We start from the raw sequence: 14,481 nt of genomic DNA on the forward strand, positions 1-14,481 counted from the left end.
ATGTTCGCTACCGTACTGGAAAAAGAGCCAAAGTCCATTTTGATCTGGTTACTCTGGTTTATAACGCATCCAAGTTAGCTGTAGACCGGATTCGTAAGGAGCTGGAAAACTCAAAAAAGGCAGTTGCTTAATTTAAAAAAATTAACGTTTTAGCCACTAAGTAAAGTCTACAGTTTTTCAGGCAACTCAATTATGAAATTGATTCGCTTAACAAACCTATAACTCACATTTATCATTTCGAACCAACTGGAGACCTGATAATTGAAATTAATAAAGAAGTGTATTTCGATTTATTTGCTGATTCTTCAATCTTTGAACGATATCAGTTGTATCAAGGGGATAGTCTATTTTTGATTGGCAGATAATCAATAAATTAAACGGAATTCGTTCGCTTCGTAGTAGGAATTGAAAAAGGGGGAGTCTAAGTGTCTTGGAATTATAGAGTTCTTAAAGAACCCATTGATAATATAAATACTTTTCGAATTATCGAAGTTCATTATGATGATAGCGGTAAAATAGAGGCATGGAATGATAACACGGCTAATATTTTGGTTTGGACGAGTTTAGATGACTTAAAAGGAACAGTCGAATATCTTTCAGGTGCGTTTCAGAAACCTGTCTTAATTAAAACTAATAAAGGTGAACTAATAGAAGAATAACAAATCCTTAAATTTAGCTAACGGGATTAGATAGCATGGGCGAGATTAGAATCGGTCCCTTACTTTGTTGCTGCGGTAATGGGTAGGATAGCGGAATAAACTTTTCACTTGAGAATACAATGGTACAAGCATGTTGATATCCTTTCCTCCTGCGAAACATTCACTTAAATAATTACGTCTTAAAAATCGGAGGTGCTAAAATGAGAGTCTTGTATAGTACTTTATTATCTGTTTTTCTGCTGGCGGGATGTTCACAAACAGAATCCGTTGACAAACCTGTTCAATCGAAATCAAATCATGTAGCGGTTAATCATTCAGTAATTAAAGAAAAAAGACTCTATCCTAGCGATCCAAGACGACCTTCGGAATTCGGAAATCAGTTCATTCCAAATGCAACGGAATCACTTCAAGATATTATTCCACCTCGCCCAATATCTAAAGAACCGAGATATATATTTATTGAATAAAATATGCGACGTAATACCGTTTTCGAATGTTGGAACGGTCTTTTATTTGTCTAGGATAGCCTCATTTGTAACACATGAGAGATGTGTGTTATACAGGTTACTTACTTAACTAATGAGAATCCGTAGTCGAATAAAACATTCCTAAAGAGAAGTTTGGTCTGATTAAGCTCATCTAATGGATGGGCTTTTTCATTTTTGGAGACTTGAGTTGGAGAGAGTGGTGAAGGAATGAGGTAAAGATTTGTATTAATAAATGCGTTCAAGATATGAATATGCAAGTTAAGATTAGTTTGCCATCTTTCACAGAATTTACAGCTATGTGCCCCTTTCTAACCTTGTTATAATGACAAAGATTTTTAAATTTTAGGGGGTGTGAGACAGTTGTATCGGTTGTTTTTATTTTTATTTTTATTTATATTTTCCGCGACTTCGGCTTCTGCGATGAGTCAAGCCGATCAAATTATTAAAACCGGCAAACAATACTTAAACACGCCTTATGTTTATGGTGCACCACGATTGCAGGATCAAAATTTTGATTGTTCTTCTTTTACTCAGTTCATTTTTTGGAAACATGGGTATGAAATTGGATACACTACTCGAGAACAGGCGTTAAAAGGCAAGTATATTCCGGTTGATCAAATTCAAAAAGGCGATTTATTGTTTTTTACTACCCCAAGCCGAAAGGATTTGTCCGGTCTGGAAAAAGTGGGACATGTAGCGATTTATTTGGGAAAAGGTAAAATCCTTCATACTTTTCGAGCCGGTATTGGGGTAACAATTAGTCCAATCCACAAAGGGACGATCTGGTATGAGCGGTACCTTTATACTAAACGGGTGTTATAAAAAAGTCCATCCATCGGTATGGGCTTTTTGTAGTTTTTGGATGATTAAGGTTGTAAATATACACAGGAGTTGGATTAAAGAAGCATTATACATGTACAGCACGATTTGGTCAGGTTGTTCAGTTAACGGAGCAGAATAGTTCAATAAAGGGATAAAGGTTGACCTTTTAATGATATGATTAAATCTGAGTGAATGAAAAGGGTGGTCGTTATTTTTACGCATTGAATACGTTCTTTTCATATATCCTTTGGTTGTAATTGATTAGGTGAATTGGCCCCTAAGTACTTGGGGAGAATAGTTTATAAGAATTTAAACTGAAGATTGACACGAATTGAACAAAGCTGTAAGATAACATTATATTCATCTAGATGACTAGATGAAAGCGGTTATTTTTTGTAGTTAGTTCATCTAGTCATATAGATGGGAGGAATTTTATGATTAATGACGAGTTGCCTATTCCTAAGTATGCTCAGATTGCAGAACATTTAAAGACAAAAGTAGAAGAACTAACCAAAGAGGGAAAAGACAAATTCCTAAGCGATGATGAACTAATAAAAATGTTTGATGTCTCTAGAATGACTATTCGTCAGGCAGTTCAGTTGCTTGTAAAAGAAGGTCTTTTAAAACGTATCCAAGGAAAAGGCACATTTATAGTTAGAAAAGATAAATTAAAAACAGATATTGCTAAATTGGATACTTTTTTTCAAGGGTGGTACTTAGAAAAAAGCTTTAATGTTAAGTTGCTATATAGGGGATCCGTACCTTGTCCAGAAGGAATAGATGTAAAAATGGGGGTAAAACCTGGAGAAGAAGTTTATCAAGTAAAACGTTTACGTCTTTCAGGGGGTATCCCAGTTGTTATCGATAACCGTTATCTTTTAAAAAAGTATGGTGAACAAATTACTGATGAAGAATATGTTAATTATTCTTTCTCGCATTTATTTTTAAATAAATTTAATATGTCCCTTACCGAAGGTGAAATTGAAATAGAAGCAGTTCTTGCTAGTCAAGAGGTTTCAGAAATTCTTGACATTTCCGTAGGTTCTCCAGTTTTATATAGAAGTGTTGACTTAAAAGTAAAAAAGAGTTGTGTTTTAACAGGTGCTTCTTCCTATCGTGGAGACATGTACAAATACAAATCAATATTAAGTTTAGAATAAGAAAAAATAAATAGATGAGAGGTGGTGGTCATTTTTGAACTAGATTTATGGTTCTTCATTATTTTGTGAATGCTCCCATTTGTTTTTGAAGAAAGCTCTAAAAAACATTAAATTCATCTAGATGACTATATGAAAGCGTTTTTTTTTGCAATAAGTCATCTAGACATCTAGATTGGTGGATTTTATGATTAATGACTAGTTGTTAGTCCGCCCATTTGTGTTTTATGAACAAGACTCGGGTATATCATGATTAGAGTTCTTGAAATACTATTACTCTCAGTAAAAAAAGTTATAAATATACAATGCAATGATAGATATATGGAGGAGGAATTATGTTATATTCTATTTTAATAATACTGGCTATTATTATTGCAATCTATCTAGGTGAAAAGCTTGATATTAATACTGGTTTAGTTGCTTTAGCATTCGCTTATTTAATAGGTTGTTTTGTTTTGGGGATGTCTATTAGTGATTTATTGGGAACATTCCCAACAAAATTATTCTTAGTTATTTTCACCTTAGCGCTCTTCTTTAATTTTGCAGTAGTGAATGGTACTTTGGAAAAAATTGCTCATTTATTACTTTATAGATTTCAAAAACACACAAAATGGCTGCCTTTAATTTTTTATTTTATTACAGCGTTGGTTTCAGGAATGGGTGCCGGTTTCTTTACCTCTGTGGCAGTCATGGGTGCGATTGCAATGGCATTATGTAAATCATCAGGAATGAATAAATTGCATGCTTCATTCGCAGTTTCATTTGGTTCCCTTTCTGGTGCAAATTTCATGTATAGTGCGCATGGGGTACTCTTTAACTCTTTGTTAAGTAAAACAGCTGTTGCTGATCAGGCGAGTGTTCTGACAAGGGATATCTTTGTTGTTTCATTTATCTATCCAATATTTATCATGTTGATTCTGATGTTTTTTGATAGAAAAAACAGTCAAATCGCTGAATTGAATATTGAGAAACCTGAAGGTTTTTCAAAAAAACAAAAAGTAAATATTTCTTTAATTATTCTTCTTATGATAATTGTACTAGGAGTACCGATGCTCGCTAATTTTATGCCAGAGAATGAAACGATTCAGTTTATTAACTCACGTACGGACATTACTTTACTAGCAGTTGTATTCGCAATTGCAGCTTACTTATTAAAATTAGCTGAGGACAAACCAAAAGAAGTACTGGCAAGAGTACCTTGGAATACATTATGGCTTGTCTCAGGGGTAGGAATGTTAATTGATGTTGCCGTTGAAGCGGGTACAATCGATTTATTAGCTTCTTTGATAAATAATATGCCGTCCATTATTGTTCCTATTGCTGTGACAATCATTGCTGGTATTATGTCAATCTTTAGTAGTACTTTGGGTGTTGTTGCACCGCTTATGTTCCCTATGATTGCTGGTATAGTAGGTCCTACAGGCTACAGTGCTTCGTTAATTGCGGTTGCTATTATCATCGGCGCCCAATCAACAGCTTTAGCGCCATTCTCTACAGGTGGTAGTTTGATACTTGGTAACAGTGGCTTAAGCGAAGAAGATTCTAAGAAATTTTATAATGATTTACTTTATAAAGCAACGCCTTTAGGATTAGGGTTTGCTATTGTTGCAACTTTGATTTTAATGTTTATATTTTAGGAGGTAGTTATGCAAAAAATATTTGACTCTCATTTTCATATTATTGATTCAAAGTTTCCATTGATAGCAAATCAAGGATTTCTACCAGAATATTTCCCTTTTGATGAATATATAAAACGAGCAATGAAGCTTAATATTACAGGTGGAGCGGTTGTTTCAGCCTCTTATCAAGGATACGACCAATCTTATCTAAAGGAAGCTCTCAACAGACTTGGGCCGGGTTTCGTTGGGGTGGTGCAGCTACCCTACGAAACAACAGATGAAGAAATAATCGAGTTATCAGAAGTAGGAATTAGGGCGATAAGGTTCAATATCTATAATGGCCTATCACTTCCCCCTGCTCGTTTGGCATCCATGGCAAAACGGGTTTACGAATTAGCTAGATGGCATGTAGAACTACACATTCCCTCGTCTGGCCTGGAAGAATTGACTCCAATGATTGAAAGTCTTCCTGCCGTATCCATAGATCACTTAGGTTTGGTAGAGGAGGGGTTTCCTAGTTTACTTAGACTTGTCAGTCAAGGTGTAAAAGTCAAAGCTTCAGGATTTGGAAGGGTAGATTTTGATGTCAAGAAAGCCCTGCAAAGGATTTATTCCGAAAACCCAGAAGCGCTTATGTTTGGCACTGATCTTCCTTCTACAAGAGCAAAACGTCCATTTGTAGTAGAAGACATAGATCTTATAGCTGAAACACTTGGAGAAACAGGTGCAAAGAAAGTTCTATATTCAAATGCCAATAAGTGGTATGAAAAAAAACTAACACAATGATGAACTTGAACCCGTAAGTGAGCACTTTAAAAAAGTGACCTTCTTACGGGTTTGTTTTTGGTACGATCCGAGAACTCGAGAAGCTAAGTATGAGTTAATGAAACAACTAAAGCTAAAAACTTAAAGTAAGATACATTAAATTTGCAAAGGAAATCCACTAACGGCGTAGTACAGCAAAAAAAGACATGACCTAACTGAACTAACGGGGATCAATAGCGTATTGTTTTAACATCGAAGCGATACCAAAGCACCTTCAACGCTTTTTGTAATAAAAAAGAACCGCGTTTGGATAAAGCTAAACGCGGTTCTCGGTTACGTGAGTTGAAGTAAAGTGTGCTTTCTCACAGAACCCTAGAGGCACATTTTTTCGATTACTGTCTTCAGTCCTGAATCCTGTATTTAATATTTTACGTACTGTTGATTTCGGATGATATTCTTTGCACTCCAAACAATAGTACATTTAAACTTCCCCCACATCCCATAATAATTACCTATAATAGAATTAACAATTATTTATAATGTATATCAAAATCGCTGAGTTTTAAACAGTTTTTTACTAAGCTAATAGAGAAGAATAGCAAAGGAGCCAAAGAATTGGCTCCTCTCTTCATTGTTAAGCTATTGGTCAGGATTCCTCAATAGTCTCCCCTTGTAACCAACGTATATTAACCCAAGTATTTTCATGGATATGCATTGCAGTTGTTTAAAATTCTGTTCAAAAATAACTATTAAATAATTTTACGCTGATTTTCGGGTGTTAATTTCAATCTGCATTTTAAGGTATTCAGGATGCTAAAAACAAGCCGGACCCCCATCTCCCTGAAAAATGGGGATGATTCTAGGTCCGGTTTATCCTAATTTCTTCAATAGTTCCCTTTGGACACGAAATATATCAATATTGACGAAAAAAAGGGTGCTGGAGTAGGAGTCCAGGCAAGATATTTTTGTTAAGTAATCTGACAAATTATTTATATCCAAATACTTGAAATATTATATAAATAGTATTAAAATAGTAAAAAACAATCCGATAATACAATTATGTATTTCACTGAAAGGGGGATTGAAATACATTTACATAGCAACCAGAAATATCACTAGGGGGAATTGGAGATGAAAAGGGACGATAAGCAATCCATTGAAGAGTACGTATACCAGGAGATCAAAAACGCCATTCTGCACCGAAAGATAAAACCAAAAACACAATTAAGTGAAGAAAGTCTTTCTGAAGTTTTTCAGGTGAGCCGGACTCCAATCCGTAATGTTCTAAAAAAACTACAGTATGAAAAGCTGGTCCAGATCTTCCCTAATAAAGGTGCATTTATATATGAACCTACAGTGGAAGAGATGAAAGAAGTATTTCACATGCGGAAGATCCTTGAAATGGAGTGTGTACGCATTGCCTGCCGTGTTGCAACGGATGAACAATTGCAGGAGTTGGAAAACGGGACTTATCAAGAGGAAGAGCTGTATAAAAGAGGGGAATATGGCCATGCCTTGTCCAAGTCGGGAAGCTTTCATCTGGGTATCGTAAAAATTGCCGGTAATCAATTAATATACAAGTATTGTAAAGAATTAAACAACTTAACTGATGTTTATCTGGCTTTCTATGACAATGTGCGAATTGAGTCCCCCTTAGCGCCCTGTGAACACCGCGACATTGTTCAAGCCATTAGGGATCGCGATGAGGACAGGGCAGCGAAGCTTTTTGCAGAACACTTCAGAAGGGTACAGGAACATATGGTCTATCGACAAAATGGAGAAGATAATATGGATTTAGGCCAAATTTTTCAACCCTTTCAAAAGTTGATCAACATGTAACTTATAAAATTTCTAAATGAAAGGTTGGATCATGCATGGAACATGCAGGTTCTTATTGGGCCGCTACAGCGAATCCAAGTCCCCGAAGGCATGCATTGGATCGGAGAATCCAAACGGATGTTGCGATTATCGGTGGTGGATTTACGGGTCTGGCAACGTCCTATTTCTTGGGCAAGCTTGGTATTAAAAGCATTGTTTTGGAGCAAAATCGGGTGGGATGGGGAGCAAGCGGCCGCAACGGCGGAATGGTTACTACTGGATTTAAGAAAAGTGCTTCATCAATGGCCAAGCGTTGGGGTTTGGAAGAAGCCAAGAAAATGTTGAATTTATCGGTTGATGCTATTAAACTTGTAAACCGGATTGTTAAGGAGCACAATATTCAGTGCTCGTATAGCCAGTGTGGAAGCATTAAAATGGCTTTTAAGCCCTCACATTTCGACCATTTAAAGCGTCAGCATGAATATATGTTGAAGAATTTTGACTATCCTACAACTCTCGTGGAACGAAGCAGCATGCAGGAGGAGTTAAGATCAAACCTTTATTATGGTGGACTCATTGATCCACACAGCGATTCCTTTCATCCGCTTAATTATGCGATCGGACTAGCGGAGATCGCGGAGGATCTCGGGGCCTCCATTTATGAAGAAACACCGGTCCTTTCCATTCAAAAGAAAGGAACCAAATTTGACCTGAAAACGCCAAACGGTGCAGTACAAGCCGATGAACTTGTGGTGGCAACCAATGCCTATACGAGCGAAATCACAAAAAAGCTGTCGAAATCCATCATGCCAATCGGAAGCCATATTCTAACCACAGAACCTCTACCCAAAGAGCTAACGAAGAAATTGATCCCCAAAAAGCGAATGGTTACCGATACGAAGAATTTCCTCTATTATTTCCGCTTAACACCAGACGGTCAGCGTATTCTTTTTGGTGGTAGAGTAAGCTTTGATTCCAATCCCAATCGGGTTGATGAAGAAAAACTGTATACTGATTTAAGGGAGAATTTGCTAACCGTCTTTCCCGAGTTGAATGAATTTAAGATTGATTATAAATGGGGTGGGTTAACGGCCTTTACAATGGATATGTTTCCTCATATCGGGAAGTTGGAGGATGGAACTCATTTTGCACTAGGGTACTGTGGACATGGTGTTGCCCAGTCGACACTCTTGGCAAAGTTTTTAGCCGATAATATTGCCAAAAAAGACCGCATCATCTCACGCCTGGAAAAGTTACCGCTAAAAACCATTCCTCTTCATGGACAGAGGGCGACAATCCTTAATCTGGTTGGTCAGTATTACAGGTTATGTGATGCCATAGGGTCCTAGGAAAATATTGAAACCCATTCCTCTAAATACCTTGAATAGGTTGGCTACTTTTAATCTCATGATAATTGAATATTGGTAAATATCAAACGGAAACAAAGGGGTGTATCTCAATGAATGCGGATGTGGGAATCATAGGAATTGGTACGATGGGTAGCATGGCATTGTGGCAATTGGCTAGAAAAGGAATTTCCGTCATAGGATTTGAGCAATTTGGAACTGGGCATGACCGTTCTGCTGCAGGCGGAGAGACACGCCTTTTCCGAACAGCATATAAAGAAGGATCCGAATACGTGCCCATACTTAAGTCCGCCTATCAGCAATGGCGGGAGCTTGAATCCGAAACAGGTAAGAACTTATTAACCATAAATGGTGGATTAGCCATCGGTGATTCTGATTCAGATAAAATGAAAAGGATCATTGATTGTATCGAAAAATTTGACCTGGGTCACGAAATATTAACAACGAAAGAAGCTAAAGAAAGATTTCCTCAACATCGATTACTCCCCAATGAGATTATGATTGTCGATAAGCAGGCTGGGTTTCTTCGTCCGGAAAATGCGATTGTTACAGCCACTCAGCGTGCTGAGGAGCTTGGAGCAAAGGTGTATCGGCATACTTGTGCAGAAGATATTCAGGTACATTCGGATGGTGTAACAGTAAGGACAAATGGAAAAGACTATAAATTTCAGCAAGTTATCATCACGACTGGTCCCTGGGCTGGCGAGTTTCTATACGATTACAAACAGGACATTGAAGTACGTCGCTTATTGAGCACTTGGTTTATTGCAAAGGATATCAATCTGTTTAGTCCTGAAAAATTCCCTATTTTCCAACGGGAGACAAATGGCGTGGATTATTACGGTACTCCGTCGATGGATAAGAGCATGGTCAAAATTTCACTTTCTAGCAGAGAGATCGATAAAATAATGGGTCCCAATCAACTTGATCGAAACGTAGATCTTGAGAGTTTGTCAGTTGTTAGACAGATAGTAGAAAAGGATCTACCTGACCTTTTTCCTGATCCTGTTCGAGTCAGTGCGCATATGGAGGCTTATACAACTGACAAACATGCCATAGTAGGGAGATTGCCTGAAAATAACAGAATCATAGCAGCCTCTGGTTTTTCGGGACACGGTTTTAAAATGGCGCCTGCTATTGGGAAACTGATTGCTGATATTATATCGAATAATCAGCCTGAGTTCCCGGTTGATCACCTCTCTCCAAACAGATTTATTCAGTACCAGTAAAAAACCATGTAGAAATAAAAAGCCAATCCTATTTTAAATACAAATCTCTACGTAGAGGAGAACGTGATTAAGATGAAAAGATTACTATTCTTTTTCCTATTATTATTGGTTTTGGTAGGTTGCGGGAAACAAGAAACGAGTACGAACACTACTATCACTACCAACACAAATGAAAAAGCAAATACTTCGGCCAATAAGACTTTGGTTGTAGGAACTACCAATGCTTCTCCACCAACTGCATTTGTGAAGGCAGAAGATAACCAAGTGAATGGCATTATGGTTGATATGATGAAGGAAGCCGGAAAAAAAGCGGGTTACGATGTAAAGTATGAAGCCATGAGTTTTTCCTCACTTATTTCCGCTTTACAAAATCACCGTATTGATTTAATTTCGGCTGGCATGTCCTATAACGAGGAAAGAGCTAAGATCGTAAGTTTCACAGATTATGTGTATGGTTTTCATGAAGCTTTAGTTGTCCCAAAAGGTAGTCAAGTAAAATCTCTCGAGGATCTGAAAGGCAAAAAAGTTGGAGTGGCTGCAGGAACGATCTATGTTGGGTTTTTGGAGAAATCCGGTATACCGATGGATGTAAAAGTATATGAAAAAACAAATCAAATGTTAATAGAACTCGCACAAGGCAGACTTGATGCTATGATTACCGACACACCTATTGTGCAATATTTAATGCAGCAGAATCCAAGTAATGAGGTCGAGATCGTGAAGGACTACAAACCCGCATTTTCTTTAAAAATGGGATTCATTACGAATCATGATCAGGAAGATCTAAGAAATAAACTAAACAAAGCCATATCGGAAATGAAGAAGGATGGCACGCTTGAGCAAATTTATAAAAAGTGGGGTATTCAAAAGCCTGAATTTATAAAGTAACCATGCAAACTCGGCAAAGGGATTCAGTAGACTTTGCCGAGAAACTTTCATAATAGAAATGAGGTGGGTTAATCGATGGGGAACTTAACCAATGATTATATGCTAAAATTTATCCCTATTTTATTAAAAGGTTTGGGGTATACAGTAGGGATTACTTTGCTTGCGTTTGCCATTGCATTGATCATTGGGCTCGTTGCAGCTCTAGGAAAAATGTCCAAAAATATAATAATAAGCAATCTATTCTCTTTTTATATCAGTGCTTTTCGGGGGACACCTTTTTATGTCCAACTTATGTTTATCTATTTTGCATTACCGGAAATTGGATTAAAATTAACTGCATTTGAAGCGTCTGTACTGGGATTGGCACTTAACAACAGTGCTTATTTAGCAGAAATATATAGGGCAGGAATTCAGGCCGTGCCTAAAGGACAAATTGAGGCCGCAAAATCGATAGGGATGCAACACATGCAGATGATGCGGCGAATTGTTTTGCCGCAAGCTATAAAAAATGAGCTTCCATCCATTGGAAACATTGCAATCTTATGTTTAAAAAATTCATCTATTGCGGCAACCATAGCTGTTGGAGAAATCATGTACCAAGCACAAGTATTGGCTTCGGATACCTTTAGGTATTTAGAGGTTTTCACATTAGTCGGGATAATATACTGGGTTCTACATTATCCTTTGAAATCATTGGTTGATTTTTTGGAAAAAAGAGGAGGTCATAGGATTGCTAGAGACGCAAAATATTAATAAATACTTTGGAAAAGAGCATATATTAAAGGACGTAAATTTTCATATTAAAAAAGGGGAAGTCGTGGCGATAATAGGACCAAGCGGGAGTGGAAAAAGCACCGTTCTGCGAACGTTAAATTTGTTGGAGCGTCCTTCAAGCGGAGACATATTGTTGGAAGGTCAGTCCATTGTCTATGAAAATAGAAACGGCAAAAAAGTAGAAAAAAAGGAAAAAGATTTAGCCTCCATACGTGCCGAGATAGGGATGGTATTTCAGGGATTCCATCTGTTTCCGCATAAAACAGCACTACAAAATGTAATTGAAGGTCCGATCCATGTTCGGAAGCAATCAAAAGAACAGGCTATTGAAAATGCAAAAGTATTGTTGGAAAAAGTCGGGCTACTGGACAAAATCAATCATTATCCTTCCTCGCTATCAGGGGGACAACAACAACGTGTAGCCATTGCCAGATCCCTAGCCATGAATCCGAAGATTATGCTATTTGATGAACCAACCTCTGCTCTAGATCCGGAATTAGTTGGAGAAGTTTTGAGTGTGATTAAATCTTTGGCTAGAGAAGGAATGACGATGGTAGTTGTAACCCATGAAATAAATTTTGCCAGGGAAATAGGGGATCGAATTATTTTCATGGAGGGTGGAAGAGTTGTAAAGGATTCCCCATCAAACGAATTCTTCGATTCAAAAGACAATGAAAGGCTGAATAAATTTCTATCTAATATAAATCGCGGGGAGTACAGTAATGTTATATAGGCTGTAATTTTTAGATCCGTGTGAAGTAAATACAGCCCTGATAGATGAAAGGTTAAATAAAATAGGGTGATGAATTAAATATCTAGAAAATAGAGGAACCTAAAGACTGGTGTTCCTTTATTTTAACTGTGAAAGGGTTCGACAACTGCCTCTACTAGGGTTAATTGCAGTTCTTCGATAGATCCTCCTCTTAAATACTTGATGATAGACAGTTTCACGCTCAATTTCTGGATTTTGTCCTTCAAGCAGCCAATGAGGGACTTTTCTCTTGCACGTTCTTAAAAAACTGTCATTCAGGACAATTCATCAAAAGGATAAATAATATTCTTATTGCAGTAACGGAGATCGATAGTTCGATAAGTTGGGCTGCGTTTGGCAGTCCTTTTTTATTCAGCTATCGGGCAGTTATCCACAATAAATTTTCAAATAGTGTTTTGCTCTATGCTGTATTTTTTTATTCTCTTAGTAAAAAATAACACTAAAAACTGTCTTGGAGGAAAATCAATGCAGACAGAACATAATATAAGACTTACATCGGCAGAGATGTCTAATCTTTGGAATACCTACATGAATGATAGTGCAGCAATATGTACGCTTAAATATTTTCTCGAAAAAGTTCAGGATACTGAAATCAAACCAATTGTCGAATACGCTTTAGAGTTATCCCAAAAACATATACAGTATTTAACTAAATTATTTCATCAGGAAAACCACCCCATTCCCCAAGGATTTGGCGAGGAGGATGTGGATGTGAATGCTCCTGCTTTATTTCTAGATACTTTTTATTTACATTACATGAAGCAAATGAGTCGAATTGGAATTGGAGCGCATGGTTTAGCGATATCATTAGCAGCTCGTTCAGACATTAGAAAATTTTATCAGGACTGCCTCCAAGAAGCTGTTGTTTTAGATGAAAAAGTAACGAACGTAGAACAATCTAAAGGACTTTATATAAGGCCACCTTTTCTTTCATCTCCAAGTAAAGTGGAGTTTGTAAAGAAACAAAATTTCTTGGGTCATTTATTGGGTGAGCAAAGACCTTTACTTGCTCTAGAAATTACTCATTTGTACGCCAATATTCAAACCAATGCATTAGGTAGTGCTTTAATCACGGGGTTTAGTCAGGCGGCACAATCAAAGACAGTACGTGAATATATGGTAAGAGGCAGAGACATCGCAAGCAAGCATATCGAGGTTTTCGGTTCCATTTTGAGCGGAAGCCATTTAAAAGCACCTATCACATGGAATGATACAGTTACAAATTCCACGGCTTCTCCCTTATCGGATAAATTAATGATGTTTCATGTAGGAGCTATTGCTGCGGTAGGAATTGCTGATTACGGGGCATCATTAGCGATAAGCATGCGGCGCGATTTGGCTGCGCATTATGTTCGTTTAACAGCAGAAATTGCACAATTTGCTGAAGATGGAGCCAATATCATGATAAAAAATGGCTGGATGGAGCAACCTCCTCAAGCGGAGGACCGTAATGTATTGGCTGAACAAATATGATTCATTCAGCGAGCAATGGAGGTGTTATCAATGGCTAAACTTATATTATGGCTTATGCTTATTATCCCATGGTTATCCTTGTTTTTTATCAATAAACATTCTTTGAAACGTTTTATGCCTGTTGGAATATTGGCTGCTCTTTTAATCACTCTAATTTTAGAAATCGGCTATGTATACAATTGGTGGACCATTCTAGAAGGAATTCTACCATGGGAACATTTTATTACTTACCCATTAACGTATGGCCCTTTTTTAGTGGGGACGATATGGATTTTCCATTTTACTTTTGATAAATCCTTTTGGGTGTATATTTTGACCAATGCAGTTATTGACGCTTTATATGCGTTTGCTATTCTTAATGTGTTAGTATACTTTGGAGTGTATAGATTAGATCGTATAGGTAATTTCGGAATATTTATGCTAATATTTCCATTCGCTTTTGTCATATATGCTTATCAAAAATGGCAAGAAGGTGTACTTATTAAACCGAACGATAAAGATAGGGAATTAGAAGTTGACTTCAAGAAACTGCTCCATAGGAAAGAAAAAGCAAGATAACTATCGTAAGAAATTATGCTTTCTTCACTATCGGGATTCGATTGTTCGATAAGTTGGGCTGCGTCCGGCAGTCCAGTTTTTGTTCTGCTAAA

General features: G+C 37.2%; 15 protein-coding genes. 14 read left to right on the forward strand and 1 reads right to left on the reverse strand.

Going from position 1 to position 14,481, the window contains the following annotated elements; genetic code table 11:
• The first annotated feature begins 425 nt into the window (after positions 1-425).
• The 6 genes from ABLT31_RS37075 (at position 426) to ABLT31_RS37100 (ending at position 5,531) form a co-directional block, all read left to right on the forward strand.
• Positions 426-659 carry a hypothetical protein gene (locus ABLT31_RS37075; RefSeq protein ID WP_367760745.1) on the forward strand — a complete coding sequence of 78 codons (234 nt, stop codon included), beginning with the start codon at positions 426-428 and terminating at the stop codon, positions 657-659.
• Between the two features lie 200 nt (positions 660-859).
• Positions 860-1,126, forward strand: a complete 267-nt coding sequence (locus tag ABLT31_RS37080) for a putative periplasmic lipoprotein (RefSeq protein WP_367760746.1) — start codon at positions 860-862, stop codon at positions 1,124-1,126.
• 381 nt (positions 1,127-1,507) lie between these two features.
• Positions 1,508-1,969 (forward strand): C40 family peptidase, encoded by a 462-nt coding sequence (locus ABLT31_RS37085; protein WP_367760747.1) that lies wholly within the window; start codon positions 1,508-1,510, stop codon positions 1,967-1,969.
• Between the two features lie 434 nt (positions 1,970-2,403).
• Complete coding sequence (locus tag ABLT31_RS37090) at positions 2,404-3,129, forward strand: GntR family transcriptional regulator (RefSeq protein ID WP_367760748.1); 726 nt, start codon at positions 2,404-2,406, stop codon at positions 3,127-3,129.
• A gap of 332 nt (positions 3,130-3,461) precedes the next feature.
• Positions 3,462-4,763, forward strand: a complete 1,302-nt coding sequence (locus tag ABLT31_RS37095) for an SLC13 family permease (RefSeq protein WP_367760749.1) — start codon at positions 3,462-3,464, stop codon at positions 4,761-4,763.
• Between the two features lie 9 nt (positions 4,764-4,772).
• Entirely contained in the window at positions 4,773-5,531 is a 759-nt protein-coding gene (locus ABLT31_RS37100) for an amidohydrolase family protein (RefSeq protein ID WP_367760750.1), read from the forward strand.
• Positions 5,532-5,826: 295 nt separating this feature from the next.
• Here the strand turns inward: ABLT31_RS37100 and ABLT31_RS37105 are convergent, their stop codons facing one another.
• Positions 5,827-5,991 (reverse strand): DUF3973 domain-containing protein, encoded by a 165-nt coding sequence (locus tag ABLT31_RS37105; protein ID WP_367760751.1) that lies wholly within the window; start codon positions 5,989-5,991, stop codon positions 5,827-5,829.
• Between the two features lie 650 nt (positions 5,992-6,641).
• Here ABLT31_RS37105 and ABLT31_RS37110 point away from each other — a divergent pair.
• The 8 genes from ABLT31_RS37110 (at position 6,642) to ABLT31_RS37145 (ending at position 14,389) form a co-directional block, all read left to right on the forward strand.
• The gene (locus tag ABLT31_RS37110) at positions 6,642-7,349 is read left to right on the forward strand and encodes a GntR family transcriptional regulator (RefSeq protein WP_367760752.1); all 708 of its coding nucleotides are present in this window, start codon (positions 6,642-6,644) and stop codon (positions 7,347-7,349) included.
• Positions 7,350-7,384: 35 nt separating this feature from the next.
• Positions 7,385-8,677, forward strand: coding sequence for an NAD(P)/FAD-dependent oxidoreductase (locus ABLT31_RS37115; RefSeq protein WP_367760753.1), 1,293 nt, complete (start codon positions 7,385-7,387; stop codon positions 8,675-8,677).
• Between the two features lie 110 nt (positions 8,678-8,787).
• A complete protein-coding gene (gene solA / locus ABLT31_RS37120; protein ID WP_367760754.1) occupies positions 8,788-9,924 on the forward strand; it encodes an N-methyl-L-tryptophan oxidase in 1,137 nt (378 codons plus the stop codon).
• Positions 9,925-9,996: 72 nt separating this feature from the next.
• On the forward strand, positions 9,997-10,812 hold the full coding sequence (locus ABLT31_RS37125; protein WP_367760755.1) for a substrate-binding periplasmic protein: 816 nt from the start codon (positions 9,997-9,999) through the stop codon (positions 10,810-10,812).
• Between the two features lie 75 nt (positions 10,813-10,887).
• A complete protein-coding gene (locus tag ABLT31_RS37130) occupies positions 10,888-11,565 on the forward strand; it encodes an amino acid ABC transporter permease (RefSeq protein ID WP_367760756.1) in 678 nt (225 codons plus the stop codon).
• The gene (locus ABLT31_RS37135; RefSeq protein ID WP_367760757.1) at positions 11,543-12,319 is read left to right on the forward strand and encodes an amino acid ABC transporter ATP-binding protein; all 777 of its coding nucleotides are present in this window, start codon (positions 11,543-11,545) and stop codon (positions 12,317-12,319) included. The genes ABLT31_RS37130 and ABLT31_RS37135 overlap by 23 nt, the downstream gene beginning before the upstream one ends.
• A 504-nt stretch (positions 12,320-12,823) precedes the next feature.
• On the forward strand, positions 12,824-13,831 hold the full coding sequence (locus ABLT31_RS37140) for a DUF3231 family protein (RefSeq protein ID WP_367760758.1): 1,008 nt from the start codon (positions 12,824-12,826) through the stop codon (positions 13,829-13,831).
• Positions 13,832-13,861: 30 nt separating this feature from the next.
• Complete coding sequence (locus ABLT31_RS37145; RefSeq protein WP_367760759.1) at positions 13,862-14,389, forward strand: hypothetical protein; 528 nt, start codon at positions 13,862-13,864, stop codon at positions 14,387-14,389.
• Positions 14,390-14,481: the final 92 nt, after the last annotated feature.

The sequence above is a fragment of the Ammoniphilus soli genome (assembly GCF_040813775.1).

What these genes read in the sequence shown, in the direction of transcription:
- ABLT31_RS37115 (WP_367760753.1), top strand. Translation starts at nt 7,385, where the DNA reads ATGGAACATGCAGGTTCTTATTGGGCCGCTACAGCGAATCCAAGTCCC.
- ABLT31_RS37090 (WP_367760748.1), top strand. Translation starts at nt 2,404, where the DNA reads ATGATTAATGACGAGTTGCCTATTCCTAAGTATGCTCAGATTGCAGAA.
- ABLT31_RS37140 (WP_367760758.1), top strand. Translation starts at nt 12,824, where the DNA reads ATGCAGACAGAACATAATATAAGACTTACATCGGCAGAGATGTCTAAT.
- ABLT31_RS37105 (WP_367760751.1), bottom strand. Translation starts at nt 5,991, where the DNA reads ATGTACTATTGTTTGGAGTGCAAAGAATATCATCCGAAATCAACAGTA.
- ABLT31_RS37145 (WP_367760759.1), top strand. Translation starts at nt 13,862, where the DNA reads ATGGCTAAACTTATATTATGGCTTATGCTTATTATCCCATGGTTATCC.
- ABLT31_RS37100 (WP_367760750.1), top strand. Translation starts at nt 4,773, where the DNA reads ATGCAAAAAATATTTGACTCTCATTTTCATATTATTGATTCAAAGTTT.
- ABLT31_RS37125 (WP_367760755.1), top strand. Translation starts at nt 9,997, where the DNA reads ATGAAAAGATTACTATTCTTTTTCCTATTATTATTGGTTTTGGTAGGT.
- solA (WP_367760754.1), top strand. Translation starts at nt 8,788, where the DNA reads ATGAATGCGGATGTGGGAATCATAGGAATTGGTACGATGGGTAGCATG.
- ABLT31_RS37110 (WP_367760752.1), top strand. Translation starts at nt 6,642, where the DNA reads ATGAAAAGGGACGATAAGCAATCCATTGAAGAGTACGTATACCAGGAG.
- ABLT31_RS37130 (WP_367760756.1), top strand. Translation starts at nt 10,888, where the DNA reads ATGGGGAACTTAACCAATGATTATATGCTAAAATTTATCCCTATTTTA.
- ABLT31_RS37080 (WP_367760746.1), top strand. Translation starts at nt 860, where the DNA reads ATGAGAGTCTTGTATAGTACTTTATTATCTGTTTTTCTGCTGGCGGGA.
- ABLT31_RS37095 (WP_367760749.1), top strand. Translation starts at nt 3,462, where the DNA reads ATGTTATATTCTATTTTAATAATACTGGCTATTATTATTGCAATCTAT.